Here is a 15450-nt window from a genome sequence, read left to right as displayed (position 1 = left end):
AAAGTAATGCCTAATTCTCATTTTCGAGAATTTCGTTTTGAATTTTTTTAGTCAAACTTTTGAAAACCAATTCATAGGAATGATTTATCAATTCGCACATCATTTTATCCGAAACATCGCCATGGAAATCAACCGTATTCCAATGGATTTTACTCATGTGATAACCGGGCTTAATGGCGTCGTATTCGGCACGTAATTCTTCGGCGCGTTCCGGATCACATTTTAAATTGAGTGATGGTGTTTCTTTTTCCCATTCCTTAAGCGAAGTTAGGCAAAACATTTTGCCGCCGACTTTAAACACCAAAGTGTCTTCATCAAACGGAAAGTGTTCAGTTACACCTTTTTTAGAAAGGCAAAATTCGTAGAGTTGTTGTATGTTCATGGTATTACTTTTTCCATCATTTTTTCGGGATGCGCCAAGGCTGTAAATCCAAATTTTTCATATAAAAAATGGGCGTCAGACGTTGCCAAACGCCAAATCTTGACTTGTTGTAATTGGGGTTCTTTCATCATTGTTTCAATCAACAGAGAAGAATAACCATTTCCCCTATGTTGTTCGTCAATAAATACATCCATCAAATAAGCAAAAACGGCATAATCCGTAATCACTCTGGCAAAGCCAATTTGTTTGTCATCCAAATAAATCCCGAAGCAAACCGAAGCATCAATCGTAGTTTGTACCTCTTCAATCGTTCTTCCGGCTGCCCAATAAATATCTTTCAGGAAGTTTTGGATAAATGGAACGTCAAACTTATTTTTATCGGTTGAAACAGTGATCATTAGTGGTCAGTGGTCAATTTTTAGTAATCAGTTAAATCGTTTAAGTTTCAAATATTGGGTTTTGTTCTCTACGTTATTCTACTGAACACTGAATACTATAAAGAACAGGTTTACTTGGCGATGCATCATTTTCAAAAGAAGCAATTTGCAAATTCAGCATGTAACTTCCATCTTGAACTTCGTCGTTTACATAAATCATTTCGGTAATTGTACAATCCAATCGAGCATCTGTATTGATATTGTTGACATTTTTGACATTCCAAAACGCTTTGTGTGCTAATAATTTTCCTTCATCTTCTTCCCTATCGACACTTGGCAAATCAATCAGCAAATGTTTGATACCGCTTTCGCGGATGAAAATCGCTGCCTCTTCTGATAAATAGGGCGGATTAGTGCGTGAATAATTTTTATTTTTTTTACTTATTTCATTGGGCAAAGTCCGAATGACAATAGCTTCTGGTGTTTTACCTGCCAAAGCGGAAGCTATTTGAAATTTAGTGATAATTAAATCATCAACTATCCTTTCGGGCTCAATTGAAATCAATTCTGCCGTAAAGAAAAACTGCTTCAAACATTGATTGATGCTGTAAAATTCTTTGGTAATATGTCCGAGACATTCGGTGTGCGTACCGTGTCCGTGTGGATTGAAGAAAATATTGTTGAAGTTGGTCGAACTGCCTTCGGATACTTTTCCAACCCAATCGCCAAATTTAACCGGTTCAATTTCGGGTTTTTCAATATACCACGCAATCGGATTGGCATCGGTATTGGATAATGGAATAGAGATATCAATGGGTTTTGATAAGTCGATTTGGAAGTTGTTTATTATTGCTATCATATTGTTTAACCGCAAAGCTCGCAAAGAATTACGCAGAGCTTGCAAAGGTTTAAAGATTATTTACAATTCTTTTTATTCCGTTTTTTTATCATTTCACAAAACAAACACCCTTAGTAATTGTAATCTAAAATGCTAGTATACAATGTTTTATAAACAAAAAAGCAAAGTCAAATACACTTCAGACAATCCATTCTCTATCATAATTATCTTATTCTTTGCGTAATCTTTGCGAGCTTTGCGGTTAAATCATTCCAAATTTAGCAAAAACAAATCACTTGCAATTCCGTCTCCTAAAAACTTACCGCTTTTGGTAGTTCGCAAAACATTGTCATCTACAAAAAGCAAATGATCTTCGATGTATTTAGCAGATTGTTGATTCAAATAGTCAAGGTATTTTGGCCCAAATTCGGTTTCGATTCTATCCAAAGAAACGCCCCAAATGGTGCGCAAACCGGTCATGATGTATTCGTTATACCGATCTGTTTTGGTTAAGGTTTCGGTTTCAATCGGCAATTGATTTTCGGCTAAAGATTTTAAGTAAAGTGAATTATTAGACACATTCCAACCGCGTTTTTCGCCATCATAACTGTGTGCCGATGGACCAATGCCGATATATTTCTTGCACAACCAATAACTGGAATTGTTTTTAGAAAAATAATTCTCTTTTCCAAAATTGGACAATTCATAATGTATGAATCCGTTTTCCTCTAACTTGTCTACCAAAATATTGAAGTGTTCTTGTGCCAATTCGTCATCCAATTGCGGAATGATGCCTTGCTTGATGAATAGGTCCAAAGCCGTTTTTGGCTCGACAGTCAAAGCATAACTCGAAATGTGTGGAATATTATAAGACAAAGCCATTTCGATATTCTGAAGCCATTTTTCATTACTCATGTTCGGCATGCCGTAAATCAAATCGATGGTAATATTGTCGAAATATTGCGTGGCGATTTCCAAACACTTTTTGGCTTCTTCCACATTGTGCGCGCGATTCATCAGCTTTAAATCATCTTCAAAAAAAGATTGGATTCCGATGGACAAACGGTTGATTCGGTTATTGGATAATTCAGTTATTCGTTCTTCGGTTAAATCATCGGGATTGGCTTCGACAGTGATTTCGGGATTGTCGACAACAGTATAATTTTGATAAACGGCATCAATCAACAACTCTAAATCTGCAATGGACAATATACTTGGTGTTCCGCCGCCGAAATAAATGGTTTCGACAATCTCGTCTTTAAACTCGTCTTTTCGCAAAGCGATTTCTTTGGCTAAAGCCAAAACCATCTCGTCTTTTTTCTTTAAGGAAGTCGAAAAATGAAAGTCACAGTAATGACAAGCTTGTTTGCAGAAAGGAATATGGATGTAGATACCGCTCATGTTTAGTGGTCATTGGTCAGTATTTAGTGGTCAGAACTTTTTACTGAGCACTAAATACTGAACACTATTTTTTTATTCGTTCTTCATTCTGTTTTACAAAAGCATCCCAACCGGTATAACTTTTTGTTCCGGATACTTTACCCGAGTTGAAAAAATGACAAACCGCCGCCGCTAAACCATCGGTTGAATCGAGATTTTTGGGTAATTCTTTTAAGCTTAAAAGCTGTTGAAGCATTTTAGCAACTTGTTCTTTGCTGGCATTTCCGTTGCCGGTGATGGCCATTTTTATCTTTTTGGGTTCGTATTCGGTGATGGGAATTTGACGTGATAAACCTGCGGCCATTGCCACGCCTTGCGCTCTTCCTAACTTCAACATCGATTGCACATTCTTTCCGAAAAATGGTGCTTCAATCGCTATTTCATCAGGATGATGGGTTTCGATGAGTTCGATGGTGCGCTCAAAAATGACTTTCAGCTTGGTGTAATGGTCATCATATTTGCTCAAAATGAGTTCGTTCAACTGAAGGAACTCCATTTTTTTGTTGACTACTTTGATTAACCCAAAACCCATAATGGTTGTTCCTGGGTCAATTCCTAATATGATGCGTTCGTTCATTTTCGTTGTCAGTTGTCAGTTGTGGGTTGTCGGTTTAATTTATTTTCAAATTCTCAAATCTTCAAATCTTCAAATCCATTTACCTACTTTTGCAACAATGATTGCAATTCCTCACAAAGCTAAACAATTCGTCGTTTTTTTAATCAAACTTTTGATTGTAACTGCTGCTTTTTATTTTATCTATGACCAATTGGCGAATAATGACCAACTCGATTGGAAAAAGTTCAGCACTTTAGTCAAAGAAAAACAATCAGTTTTAGGAATACTGTTCTTACTTTCCTTTAGTGTTGCCAATCGTTATTTAGAAATCTTGAAATGGCAAAATCTGGTTTCTTTCATCAAACCGATTTCCGTAGGCGAATCGACTAAACAAGTGCTTGGTGCTTTAACTGCGGGAATTTTTACGCCCAATGGGTTAGGCGAGTATGCCGGAAAAGCGTTGTATTTTGACAAAAAGAAAACCAAAAAAATCATTTTCCTCAACTTGATTTGCAACGGAATCCAAATGATTTTGACAGTTATTTTCGGGACGATTGGTTTATGGATTTTGGGTTATAAGTTTTGGGCTTTAATTATTGTTGGATTTTGTATTTTATTTTTCGGAATCTCTTTCTTGACGAAATCAATAAAAGTCAAGGGCTATTCCATTGAAAAAATTTTAGCCAAAATCAACGAAATCCCGAAAACCATTCACAGCAAAAATATACTCTTGGCTATCGGGCGTTACTTGGTTTTTTCGCACCAATACTATTTTTTATTTCTGGCTTTTGATGTAGATTTACCATATCTAACGATGATGGCATCGATTGCGGCGGTTTATTTTTTAGCTTCTTCTTTGCCGAGTTTTCAGTTTTTGGACTTTGCCGTAAAAGGAAGTGTCGCGATTTTTTTCTTCGGAAAATTGGGTGTTAACGAATGGATTGTTGTTTTTATTTCCACTTTGATGTGGTTTTTAAATGTCGTTTTACCGGTGGTTATCGGAAGTTATTTTGTCTTAAAATTTAAACCGAAATGGAATTAATTACAATTGCGCTTTACTTGGTATTATTACTTTATGTCATCCTAATGGTTCAATTGATTTTGGGTTATGACAAAGTGAAATCTTTTAAAAGAACGGATGTTGAACCCAAAACGGCTTTTTCCATTATTCTTCCGTTTCGCAATGAGGAAAAGAATTTGCCTAAATTATTAGCATCCTTTTCGAAGCTCAATTATCCCTATAAATTAATCGAGATTGTGATGGTCGATGATTTCTCGACCGACAGTTCGGAGCGTGTTTGTATCAAATGGCGATTAGAGCATGAGTTTTTGGATACGACACTTTTAGAGAATTTACGCTTATCGAATTCACCCAAAAAAGATGCGATTGGACGCGCGGTTCCGATTATCAAACACGATTGGATTATTACCACTGATGCCGATTGTACTGTACCTAAAAATTGGTTGCTGACTTTAGACGATTACATTCAAAAAAACCAACCCGAAATGATTGTTGGCGCTGTCGCTTATAAAACTAAAAACAACTGGTTTCACAAGTTTCAACAACTAGATTTATTGAGTTTGCAGGGTACAACGATAGGCAGTTTTGGAATTGGAAAACCATTTATGTGTAATGGTGCTAATTTTGCCTACACCAAAAAACTCTTCAACGAATTGGATGGTTTTAACAGCAATGACACAATGGCGAGTGGCGATGATGTCTTCTTATTGCAAAAAGCGACAAAGCATCATTTGGACAAAATTCATTACCTAAAAAACACGGAAAGTATCGTTAAAACCAAACCTGAAAACGATTTGTTTCACTTCTTTATGCAGCGCGTTCGTTGGGCAAGCAAAACTACCGGCTACCAAAGTACTTATGCGAAGTTTTTAGCGGTTATCATACTAATGATGAATGTTGGGTTGGTTGTCGGTTGTCTGTTGTGTGTAATCGGGATATTTGACTTACGCCTATTGCTTGGTGTGTTTTCGGCTAAATATTTGGTGGATTATTGGTTGCTTTATAAAACCAACCGCTATTTATTAAAAGGAAAATGGATTTTGCCTTTAGCGACCAGCATTATTTATCCTTTTTACTCGAGTTTGGTTGGGATTTATTCTTTGTTTGGTAGTTTTTCTTGGAAAGGCAGACAATTTTCTAAATAGCCCGGATAGCAGTGAAAATCCTTTTTATAGTTTGTAAAAAGCCCTTCGACGGCGCTCAGGGTGACAAACTATAAAAAGATTGTAACGTAAAGCCGGAAAAAGCTCCTAAAAAAATTATTCCTGCTTAATAATCACCGGAAGCACAAACTGTGTTTTGACCGGAATACCTCTTTTTAAAGCCGGATTTACTTTGGGAAAATCGATTAGACGCGCACGAAGAATACTGTCGATTTTGATGGTGTCGTAGGCTACGGAATCTTTTGGGAATTCGGGTTTGAATTCTAAAGTGGCATCGGGTAAGACAGTCACTCTGACTTCTATCGTGTCTAATTTTGGAAACATTGTCGCCAAAGTATCAATGGCTAGTTTTTGTTCGATTGTAGCGGTTAAAAAGTCGAAAAAACATTGTTTGCGTTGGTTGGCATCTGTTAATTTTTCACAATCGCCTACAGAAGGATATTCATCGACTTCTTTCCAATTGATTTCTTGCATTTGCTTGTCTAACAATTCTTGTTCGGAAGGCACTTTCTTCTCCAAGTATTGGCAGGAAAAACATAAGGTTAGTAAAAATAAAGCGAATGCTTTTTTCATGTAAGGTTTCCATCGGATTAACAGTTTCAAAAATAAGAAATTATATTCACGAAGCTACGGTTTGCCCAAAAAAGAAAAGCCTTCTCGAAAGAAGGCCTTGTTATTTAGAACTTAAAAATTATTCTACTATCAATTTCTTCACCACTTTCAGGTTAGCATCGGTTGTCACTTCTAAAAGATACATTCCTTTGGAAACAGAAGACAAGTCTAACATTTGAGTGGATAAAGAATTAGCGGGTTTTTGCGCCATGATCATTTTACCTGATACATCGTAAAGGGCAATGTTATTGATTGTTCCATTATTTTTAACGGTAATCGTAACAATATCTGACACCGGATTCGGGTAGAACACAAAATCTGCATTTTCAAATTCGCCAATGCCTAATTGTTGTACAAATTCAGTATTGAATGTATTAGTAACAATCGCCGGATTGAAATCGAAGTAAATCGAAGCCGTATTCGGAATGATATCGCCTACGGCATAACCAGACATTGGTTTAACCATAAAAGTAATATAACCTTTTCCTATGTTCGTATCGGCTACAGATGGCGGCAACATAATGTCATCAAAATACCAATTGATATTATTCCCTATTCTGTCCATAACATACGAATGGCTGGCACTAATCATTCTAACGCTATTCACATCCAACTGCGAATTTAAAACATCGTTAATTCTAACGTTAATCGCATCGGCAGTTCCGGTATTTTCAAAACGAATCGTATACGTTAAGAAATCGTTTGGTGTAAATGTCGAATGCAGTATTCTTTCGCCATGGGCTTCCATTTTGTCATTCGGGTCATAAGCTCCAATAATGATTTGGGTGTTGGCTGCCGAATTATTCTCCGGAACTACATCACCGGTAAGCGGAACAATAGAAGCGGTATTGGTTAATAATCCGTTAATGTTTACCGTTGGTATCGTCGGCACTTGCATCACAACCGTCATTTCTCTTGACTCGAAAGGCAACAAGTTGGTGAAATTATACGTAAAACCATTTGCAATTGGCGTTGTTCCCGCTTGTGAATTTGCGACGATTGAAACTAAAGCATCGTGATTGAAAGTCACTGTTCCGGAAGCAATAGTTTGATTTCCATTATTGGTATAAACTATTTTATTCGTATAATTAAATCCTGGTCTTGGAGCATTTATCGGAACTATCGTTACCGCCAAATCATTATAAGTTTGCGTTATAGTAATCGGGAAATTATAGGTTTGCATGCCAGCGCCGATTATTACATTTACATTGCTATAAGAAGCGGTTGTAATACCATAAGAAGCAATATAGTTAGGGTCAATCGCATAACTCAAATCATAGGAATTTGATCCATTAGTATCATAAATATTATAGATTCCGGTTGGAGAAACTATATTGTGAACATTTCCATTGTCGTTGATTTCATAAGTAAATTGTCCTAATGGGAAATTTTGTTCACCGTTGTCGTGTGTTCCGTTATTGTTAGCATCTAAAAAGGCATTCAATGTCAAACCGGAACAATCTATGGCACCAAGAGAACTGGAGAGTTCATTTATAGTTATTAATCCCTGTTGATTACTAAAATTAGTGACCATCAATAAATAGTATTCTCCCGGTTGTCCATTTGGAATTATAGGATATTCAATTGCTGCAGTTGAGTAACTACAACTAACTATGTTATTTGGCGATATTTGACTACAAGCATTAGACAAAGAAGAAAATGGGCCGTAAACGATATAATCCACATCTGATTGTACTCCATTTACAGAAGTTTGTGAAATTTGTAAATTAATAGTTCCTGCTCCGCTTATTGGCAAATAAAACCAAGTTTGATTTGGCGAGGTAACTAAACAACCAAAAGCTCCAGTCGAACTCATCATGGTTGTATTCTGAAAAGGAACGCCCAAAGAATTACACAAAGAATTTGCACCAACACAAGTAGAGGCTAAATTACAATTGGCATAGACTTGCAATTGGAATGTATGAATAATATCACAACCATTAGGCACAATTTCCCTAACAAAAACATTGGTAATTGGACTTTGAATCCCAATATTTAAAGATGAAGGATTGGTAAACGGCACGACTTGATTTTGGGCATTGGCTAAACTCGGATAATATTCCAAAGCATTGGTGGAATTGATTTGCGCCTGAACCGAAGTTAAATCAAAAGTGACTATGCTGTCATTATTATCGTCACACTGTTGCATGTTGCTAAGTAAAAGAACATTGTTTGAAAAAGTTTCTACGACTAATGCAAACCCAAAAACTTGATGTTCCATTGTGGCATTATCTTCCAGTCGCGCATAAATAACCTGACCATGTTGGGCGCAAAAATTAGCTGGATTAGAAATAGCAGCTGCATCATTATCGGCGTCAGCTTGAGATAAATGATAAGTGATGGTGTATTCTGAAGGATTTAAAGTACCCATGATATAACCATCATTTGAAGTGAGATCAAAACAGGCTTGAGCAGTATCTCCACATTGAATTAAATTAAAAGGTTGCCCAGCTTGAGGTGCACAAGGTCCAATATCAAAAGTAATCCATTCTGCATAGGCACTCGTTCCATTATTGTCACAATTGGCACTTACTGAAAAGACATAGGTTGAACCACAAGCTAAATCGGTTAAAACAAATGGATTCACTTGAGTAAAAATAGTTGCCGTTGTTTCGCCATTGGTAGAAATCATGATATTCCATGAAGACTCATTGGCATTGGCTGTCCAACCAATTACTGCTGAAGTCGGTGTAATACTGTTTACTATTAACTGCGTTGGTGCAGGACAATTTGTGTTTTCACAGGTAATGGTAATCAATTCAATCATACCGACAGAAAAACAACCACTCCCGGCAAAAACTGATCGGTAATAAACCGGTGGTTGATTTGGAGCCATTACTGGACTGAGATAGCAACTTGGATTTTGAATAGGATTATTTCCAGTTTGGGCATCGGCTAAAGTTTGATAATATGTAACAAACACCGAAACTTGCCCTTGAACAATTTGAGCCTCAACAGTAGTTAAATCCCAACAAGGAAAACTAGTAGTTACGCTGGCACAATTGGTGACTGTTACCGTTGGAGCCTGTGGTCCTGAATTAACATTCAGGTTATAAGTCAAAATCATAACTTCACTGGTAGCAACAGTCACTATTCTAACAAAAATGGTTTGTGTAAAAGGATTTATATTCATGTAAGGACTTGACAACGCATTGGTTCCTACGGTCGCATCCGTTTGCGTTTCGTGATGGGTAATCAAATAGTCTTGGGCATTTAAATTGCCAAGGATTTCAAATGAGATTTCTCCAAGCCAAAAAGAGGCTATTCCATCATTGTTATCATCGCAGACATTGTTGAATTCTGTGGGTTGATTAAAGTTTTGGGCTAATAAAATTGCAGTTGAAAAAAATAAAGCAAGGGTTAGTAATAGTTTTTTCATCGGTGAAAATTGGTTTGGTTGATTGATAATTGCCCGCAAATATCATTATACTCAAAAGGCAAGGCAAGTTACAAATTTTCAATTAATTACAAGAAAAAAATAAATTATTGAAGCCTATGATGTTTACTTTTATGCTTAAAGCCAAAAAAAACAAGTAGCCTAAAGTGGTATAAAGCAAAAAAGCCATCCACAATAAAGTGGAAAGCTTTTCATTGGTCTAACTACTAAACCTGCTACGAGTTACAAAGTCGTAGCGAAACAACACAACTAATCTTAGATACTTTATTGGAACCTAAACAGATTTTTCAAAAACCTATTTTGGGCAAAAAAGGTTTTCATCTCTGAAAACCTTTCCCAATTTTAGCGGTCTGGACGGGACTCTTACTTTCTAAACCAAGACTAGTAAAATCAATACTTGGTGAAGTTTTAAAAATTATGTTGTCGAAATGTATGCCTTTTTAATAATCTACAAGCATAATAAACCTTCATCTGTGAAACTGTAATAACCTTCTTTAGTTATTATTAAATGGTCTAGTAAACCAATATCCAATAAACTACATGCTTCCTTTAATCTTTTGGTAATTGATTTATCTGTATCACTTGGAGTTAATTTTCCGCTTGGATGATTATGAACCATAATAATACTTGAAGCATTACATTTTAGAGCAACTCCTAAAATAATTCTAATATCAACCACAGTTCCTGAGATACCACCTTTTGACATTTCATATATACCTAATACAATGTTAGCTCTATTAAGCAATATTATTTTGACTTCTTCTTGATACTCAATTATATCAAGATTCCAATGTTTCATAATCAAATTATATATGATTTTACTATTGGTCACTTTGACTTTTATATTGTTCCTATTGGAATAGGAAACTTTTATTTCTGAAACTTTCATAAGATTAAAAAAAAATAAAAAACTCGTCTAGTTTGACATTTCCCTGAATTGGGTATAATCATTTTAGGACGAGTTTAAATTAAAGTACTGGCTCTTCTTTATGCTGACCATTTTTAGAAAAAGTATTCCATCTGCCAAAAGTTTTTGAATAGCTTTATCTTCTTTAGTTGTGGCATCTTGATTTAATTCATAAACATATTTATGAGCTAATCTGATTACCTCACCAGTTTCTTTAATTAGGTAGTCATAAGGCTCGCAATCTTGTTTAACAACATATCCTGCCATCTCAGTTCCAATTAAAGCAATACAAGTCTGCTCATCAAATGTGGACGGAAGAAATGCTTTTTTTGAGGTAGCATAAAATTGATTTGTAACTTGGCTTTTTACCATTTCAAGACCACCTGAAATTTCTAATACAAAGAACTCTTTACCATTCTCTGCTTGTCTTTTTTGATAGTTAATTATTCTAACCATGATTTAAAAGTTTGTGTTGAACTTAGCCTACTTATAACATACATCTATACTTAAAAAATTACAACTATCACCTTGAATTTTAAGAGCATAAAAAAATCAAATGTTTTACTTAGGCACAAGAAATCCTTTCCTGCTCACAATGAGTGGGGGTATTTGGTGAGATTGAAAGTAGCGGGGTGTGTTTCTGGGAGAAGTTTGCATATGTATAAACCCATAGAAATTTTGTTTTATAATTTTTTTTAACATCTTATTAAAGAAATTACTTAATTTTAACACACCTAATTAAATGAGATGGAGAGGATTGAAAAGGCTATTGATAGCTTACTAATAGATACAAATAAGGAGATTTTCTCGAGAATAGAAGAAATAGCTTTTGAACTTGACATTGAAAATACAAGCTCAAAGGGTTATTGTTATGCATTAAAAATAGATGGAAATAATAATCTTAGACTCCAGGAATTAATTGAATTTATTGATACAAAAATTGTTGATTACGCCATTCCCAAAAAAGAAATTGACAAAGCTAGAGAGCACTTTATTGAAACTGGTTCTACTTCAAAGATAATAAGTTTGAAAAAACAAGCTGTCTCCTTATTCACAGAGTTAAAAAACACTGGTGAGGGAGGAGAATTACTACTTTACATTTTGACGCTAGAAATTTTAAAGATTCCACAGCTTATTAGTAAAATGTCTTTAAAGACGTCAGGTCAATTACATTATCAAGGTTCAGACGGCATTCATGTTAATTATAATAGTGTTTCTAAAACACTAGACTTATATTGGGGAGAATCTAAAATGTATGAGGATGTTAACTCAGCAATCAATAAATGTTTTACAAGTTTAAATGGCTTTCTACTAGACCCAATGAGTCATTCATCTACTCAAGAAAGAGATTTAATACTGATAACTCAAAACATTAATAATAATGTAAATAATCCTGAGTTTGAGGAATTAATAGTTGAATATTTTGACAAGGATAGTGAATTGTCAAATCGTTTAGTCTATAAAGGAATTTGTTTTATAGGATATGACATGAAAGCTTATAAAGAACTAAATAAAACAAAAACAATTGACAATATTAAAGATGACATTCAAAACGAACTTCAGTCTCACTACGGAAGGATTTCTGAAAGAATAAAAAATTTCCCTTTACTTGACACTAAAGAAATTCATGTTTTTTTGATGCCCTTTCCTTCTGTTTCTGAGTTTAGAAAATATTATCTTGAAACGTTGAATTTATGATAGCTGATAAATTATTTGAACTTGAAAGTTTCAAAAGACAATACGAAGCAGTACTTATTTTGTCTGTGTGTGATACAATTCCAAAATTAATTTGGAATGAAAATAAAGTAACATTGCTTTCAAAAATTGATTGGAATAATTTGTTGGGGATTTCCACAATTTTGAGCTATTCTGATATAAACTCCCATTTAGAAGCTGCTTTGAGAATTTCCCAAACTTGCATTTCTGAAGAATCATCTAATGAATCACAAAAAAATGCTTCTGCCATTATTCTTTCAAATTTGACAAACAAGCCATCGTTAAATCTAGCTGTACAAAGAAATTTTATTAGTAAAGAATACAAAAAAGACTTTCCTCTTATTTTCAAATTACAGACATTAAATACTGATATAGATAATTCTATATTTATTAATGGAAAGTTACTTTCATTGAATAAGTTTCAAAAAAATGTTCATGATTCGTACGAGAATTTTGAGACAATAAGTATATCTGCACCAACATCAGCAGGAAAGTCATTTATCCTATGCAATATATTAATCGAAGAAATAACTAAAAGCAAAAAAAATATAGTCTATTTAGTACCGACTAGAGCATTAATAAGCCAGGTAGAGGCTGATTTGAAAAATCTCGTGAAAAAGTATGAAATTAACAATGTAAATATCTCTACAGTACCTCAAAATGAATTAGAAGAAGATAATTCAAATATATTCATATTTACACAAGAGAGATTACATTGGTTTTTATGTGAAAGTGATTTAAGATTGGACTTAATATTAATAGATGAAGCTCATAAAATAGATGATGGGAATAGGGGAATTCTTCTTCAGCAAAAACTAGAAGAAGTAGTAAAAAATAATGTTGGAATACGAGTCTATTTTTCTAGCCCATTTACGTCAAATCCAGAAATACTACTTGAAAATGTCAATAATGAAAGTAGTAAGCAAATTGTTAACACGCAATTCATTTCAGTAAATCAGAATTTAATTTATGCTACTCAATATCCTAGAAAAAGTGATAAATGGAATCTTCACTTAAGCCTGCCGGATAAAAAAATACTTTTAGGTCAAGTTAACCTTAAAGAAAGACCTAATACTGAAACTAAGAAAATAACTTATTTAAGTGAATCTATTTCAAATTCTCTTAGCGGCAATATTATTTATTCTAATGGAGCAGCAGAATCAGAAGATAAGGCTATAATCCTTTATGATTTGTTAAATGAATTTACAACTTCAACCAAAATTAAAGAATTAATAAGTTTAATTAAAAAAACGATACATAAAGATTATTCTTTGGCTAAGGTATTAGATAAGGGTATCGCATTTCATTATGGAAATATGCCTTTACTAATCAGGCAAGAAATAGAGAAATTATTTGCTGAAGGAGAAATCAAATATTTAATATGTACATCTACTTTATTAGAGGGAATAAATCTACCTGCAAAGTCAATCTTTATTAGAAAGCCAACTAGAGGTAGGAATACTCCTCTCGATGAAAATGATTTTTGGAACTTAGCAGGAAGAGCAGGAAGATGGGGGAAGGAATTCAGTGGAAATATAGTTTGTATAAATCCTCAAGATTGGAGAATACCCCCGAATCCAAACAAATCCAAACAGAAAATTAAAAGAGCAATTGATGAAGTAGTCGCAAAAAAAGAAGAACTTATAGAGTTTATAAAAAATAACAGTCCTAGAGATATTGCAGAAAGCAAACAAGACATAGAGTCCGCTTTCGGGTATTATTATATAAAGTTCTTAAATAATGAATTAGATACCCATAACGAACTAGAGCGTGAATTATCCAAGATATTCGAAGAGCTTAAAAAAACAATTATTATACCTGATTATATAATCAAAAGAAACCCTGGTATTTCACCTATTGCACAGCAAACTTTATATGATTATTTTAATGATAATATTGATGCAATTGATGAGTTTATTCCGGTTTATCCTGAAGATGATAATTCATATGAAGAATATGTAAAATTAGTAGGCAGAATAGGTACAACAATATCTAATTACCCAGAAGCTCTAAATAATTCTAGAGCAATTCTTTTAATTAATTGGATGAAAGGAAGACCATTATCTTTTCTAATTTCGGGGAGTCAAATATCCTATCAAAATAGAGGGAGTGATAAAAAATTAAAAACCATTATAAGAGAAGTAATGGAAAATATAGAAAGCTTCGTTAGATTTAGATTTGCTAGAGATTCGGGATGTTATATAGACATCCTAAGATATTTTTTAGAGATGAATGATAAAAAGGAATTACTTGACCAAATTCCTCAACTAAACCTATGGCTTGAATTTGGAGTTTCTCAAAAAACCCACTTGTCTCTTTTATCATTAGGTTTAACTAGAAGTACTGTAATTGAACTCTCTAATTACATCACAAATACTCAAATGTCAAAGAATGAATGTTTGCAATGGTTAAAAGAACAAGATTTTGAGCAATTTGATATTTCAACAATAATTGTCGAAGATATTTTAAAAAACATTCAATAATGAATCTAGAGAGAAAGGAATTATTTAGAGCTATTGAAAAATGTCTACTAAATGCACAGGAGTTATATGATGAAGCAGTAATATTGGAAGAGCATAAAAGATATGCAAGGGCTTATACTTTATTTCAAATTTGTATTGAAGAAGTTGGTAAGACAAGTCTAATTCACAAGTTTTTATTTGATAATAATGTGGAAACATCTACTATAAATAAATTTCTAAAAGATTTTCGAGACCATAAAGTTAAAATTAAAAGCTCAATTTCATATGATAAAATTTTCTCAGTACTTATTGAAAAAATTGAAATAGATGAAAAAGATTTAAAAGCTAGTTTAGATAAAGAAATACTAAATCAATATGAGAATGTAAGCAGAAATAATGATTATAAAAATTTTAGTTTATATACTAGTTTTTATAAAGATGACTTTCGTATTCCTTCTGAACTTTTCTTTTCAGAACACGTTGATTCTATAAAATTTGTGAGCACTATGCGATTAAATATGGCTAAAAATTTTTATGAAGTTAATAAAGCCAAAATAGATGAATTTTAAAAAGTTTATA

General features: G+C 33.8%; 14 protein-coding genes. 5 read left to right on the top strand and 9 right to left on the bottom strand.

Annotation, left to right across the window (positions count from 1 at the left end):
* Positions 1-10: 10 nt before the first annotated feature.
* The 5 genes from C8C84_RS05475 to ruvC all read right to left on the bottom strand — a co-directional run bounded on the left by C8C84_RS05475 (position 11) and on the right by ruvC (position 3614).
* Positions 11-382 carry an MmcQ/YjbR family DNA-binding protein gene (locus tag C8C84_RS05475; RefSeq protein WP_121312579.1) on the bottom strand — a complete coding sequence of 124 codons (372 nt, stop codon included), beginning with the start codon at positions 380-382 and terminating at the stop codon, positions 11-13.
* Positions 379-780: a GNAT family N-acetyltransferase gene (locus C8C84_RS05470; protein ID WP_121312578.1), complete on the bottom strand. Its 402-nt coding sequence runs from the start codon at positions 778-780 to the stop codon at positions 379-381. The genes C8C84_RS05475 and C8C84_RS05470 overlap by 4 nt, the downstream gene beginning before the upstream one ends.
* A gap of 73 nt (positions 781-853) precedes the next feature.
* Positions 854-1618 (bottom strand): cyclase family protein, encoded by a 765-nt coding sequence (locus tag C8C84_RS05465; protein ID WP_121312577.1) that lies wholly within the window; start codon positions 1616-1618, stop codon positions 854-856.
* Positions 1619-1864: 246 nt separating this feature from the next.
* On the bottom strand, positions 1865-2998 hold the full coding sequence (gene hemW, locus C8C84_RS05460) for a radical SAM family heme chaperone HemW (protein WP_121312576.1): 1134 nt from the start codon (positions 2996-2998) through the stop codon (positions 1865-1867).
* Positions 2999-3062: 64 nt separating this feature from the next.
* Positions 3063-3614 (bottom strand): crossover junction endodeoxyribonuclease RuvC, encoded by a 552-nt coding sequence (ruvC, locus tag C8C84_RS05455; RefSeq protein ID WP_121312575.1) that lies wholly within the window; start codon positions 3612-3614, stop codon positions 3063-3065.
* Positions 3615-3711: 97 nt separating this feature from the next.
* Here ruvC and C8C84_RS05450 point away from each other — a divergent pair, with 97 nt between their 5' ends.
* Positions 3712-4635, top strand: a complete 924-nt coding sequence (locus tag C8C84_RS05450) for a lysylphosphatidylglycerol synthase domain-containing protein (protein WP_121314977.1) — start codon at positions 3712-3714, stop codon at positions 4633-4635.
* Complete coding sequence (locus C8C84_RS05445) at positions 4626-5759, top strand: glycosyltransferase (protein ID WP_121312574.1); 1134 nt, start codon at positions 4626-4628, stop codon at positions 5757-5759. Before C8C84_RS05450 ends, C8C84_RS05445 begins: the two co-directional genes overlap by 10 nt.
* Positions 5760-5873: 114 nt before the next feature.
* Here C8C84_RS05445 and C8C84_RS05440 read toward each other — a convergent pair whose 3' ends face one another.
* From C8C84_RS05440 to C8C84_RS05425, 4 genes are all read right to left on the bottom strand, one after another.
* Positions 5874-6350, bottom strand: a complete 477-nt coding sequence (locus C8C84_RS05440; protein WP_121312573.1) for a hypothetical protein — start codon at positions 6348-6350, stop codon at positions 5874-5876.
* 118 nt (positions 6351-6468) lie between these two features.
* Positions 6469-9768: a T9SS type A sorting domain-containing protein gene (locus C8C84_RS05435; protein ID WP_121312572.1), complete on the bottom strand. Its 3300-nt coding sequence runs from the start codon at positions 9766-9768 to the stop codon at positions 6469-6471.
* Between the two features lie 466 nt (positions 9769-10234).
* The gene (locus tag C8C84_RS05430; protein ID WP_121312571.1) at positions 10235-10675 is read right to left on the bottom strand and encodes a RadC family protein; all 441 of its coding nucleotides are present in this window, start codon (positions 10673-10675) and stop codon (positions 10235-10237) included.
* Positions 10676-10738: 63 nt separating this feature from the next.
* Complete coding sequence (locus C8C84_RS05425) at positions 10739-11149, bottom strand: hypothetical protein (protein WP_121312570.1); 411 nt, start codon at positions 11147-11149, stop codon at positions 10739-10741.
* 291 nt (positions 11150-11440) lie between these two features.
* Between C8C84_RS05425 and C8C84_RS05420 the strand changes: the two genes are divergently transcribed.
* Genes C8C84_RS05420 through C8C84_RS05410 form a run of 3 tightly spaced genes read left to right on the top strand, consistent with a single transcriptional unit; the run spans position 11441 to position 15440 of the window.
* Entirely contained in the window at positions 11441-12391 is a 951-nt protein-coding gene (locus tag C8C84_RS05420) for a DUF1837 domain-containing protein (protein ID WP_121312569.1), read from the top strand.
* Complete coding sequence (locus tag C8C84_RS05415) at positions 12388-14892, top strand: DEAD/DEAH box helicase (protein ID WP_121312568.1); 2505 nt, start codon at positions 12388-12390, stop codon at positions 14890-14892. Before C8C84_RS05420 ends, C8C84_RS05415 begins: the two co-directional genes overlap by 4 nt.
* Positions 14892-15440 (top strand): AbiV family abortive infection protein, encoded by a 549-nt coding sequence (locus C8C84_RS05410; RefSeq protein ID WP_121312567.1) that lies wholly within the window; start codon positions 14892-14894, stop codon positions 15438-15440. Before C8C84_RS05415 ends, C8C84_RS05410 begins: the two co-directional genes overlap by 1 nt.
* Positions 15441-15450: the final 10 nt, after the last annotated feature.

Origin of the sequence: Flavobacterium sp. 102, from assembly GCF_003634615.1 — a bacterium.
Classification (GTDB): Bacteria; Bacteroidota; Bacteroidia; order Flavobacteriales; family Flavobacteriaceae; genus Flavobacterium.
The sequence above is the reverse complement of the archived record's forward strand: the minus strand, read 5'-3'. Positions and strand labels throughout refer to the sequence as shown.

What these genes read in the sequence shown, in the direction of transcription:
- C8C84_RS05475 (WP_121312579.1), bottom strand. Translation starts at nt 382, where the DNA reads ATGAACATACAACAACTCTACGAATTTTGCCTTTCTAAAAAAGGTGTA.
- C8C84_RS05470 (WP_121312578.1), bottom strand. Translation starts at nt 780, where the DNA reads ATGATCACTGTTTCAACCGATAAAAATAAGTTTGACGTTCCATTTATC.
- C8C84_RS05465 (WP_121312577.1), bottom strand. Translation starts at nt 1,618, where the DNA reads ATGATAGCAATAATAAACAACTTCCAAATCGACTTATCAAAACCCATT.
- hemW (WP_121312576.1), bottom strand. Translation starts at nt 2,998, where the DNA reads ATGAGCGGTATCTACATCCATATTCCTTTCTGCAAACAAGCTTGTCAT.
- ruvC (WP_121312575.1), bottom strand. Translation starts at nt 3,614, where the DNA reads ATGAACGAACGCATCATATTAGGAATTGACCCAGGAACAACCATTATG.
- C8C84_RS05450 (WP_121314977.1), top strand. Translation starts at nt 3,712, where the DNA reads ATGATTGCAATTCCTCACAAAGCTAAACAATTCGTCGTTTTTTTAATC.
- C8C84_RS05445 (WP_121312574.1), top strand. Translation starts at nt 4,626, where the DNA reads ATGGAATTAATTACAATTGCGCTTTACTTGGTATTATTACTTTATGTC.
- C8C84_RS05440 (WP_121312573.1), bottom strand. Translation starts at nt 6,350, where the DNA reads ATGAAAAAAGCATTCGCTTTATTTTTACTAACCTTATGTTTTTCCTGC.
- C8C84_RS05435 (WP_121312572.1), bottom strand. Translation starts at nt 9,768, where the DNA reads ATGAAAAAACTATTACTAACCCTTGCTTTATTTTTTTCAACTGCAATT.
- C8C84_RS05430 (WP_121312571.1), bottom strand. Translation starts at nt 10,675, where the DNA reads ATGAAAGTTTCAGAAATAAAAGTTTCCTATTCCAATAGGAACAATATA.
- C8C84_RS05425 (WP_121312570.1), bottom strand. Translation starts at nt 11,149, where the DNA reads ATGGTTAGAATAATTAACTATCAAAAAAGACAAGCAGAGAATGGTAAA.
- C8C84_RS05420 (WP_121312569.1), top strand. Translation starts at nt 11,441, where the DNA reads ATGGAGAGGATTGAAAAGGCTATTGATAGCTTACTAATAGATACAAAT.
- C8C84_RS05415 (WP_121312568.1), top strand. Translation starts at nt 12,388, where the DNA reads ATGATAGCTGATAAATTATTTGAACTTGAAAGTTTCAAAAGACAATAC.
- C8C84_RS05410 (WP_121312567.1), top strand. Translation starts at nt 14,892, where the DNA reads ATGAATCTAGAGAGAAAGGAATTATTTAGAGCTATTGAAAAATGTCTA.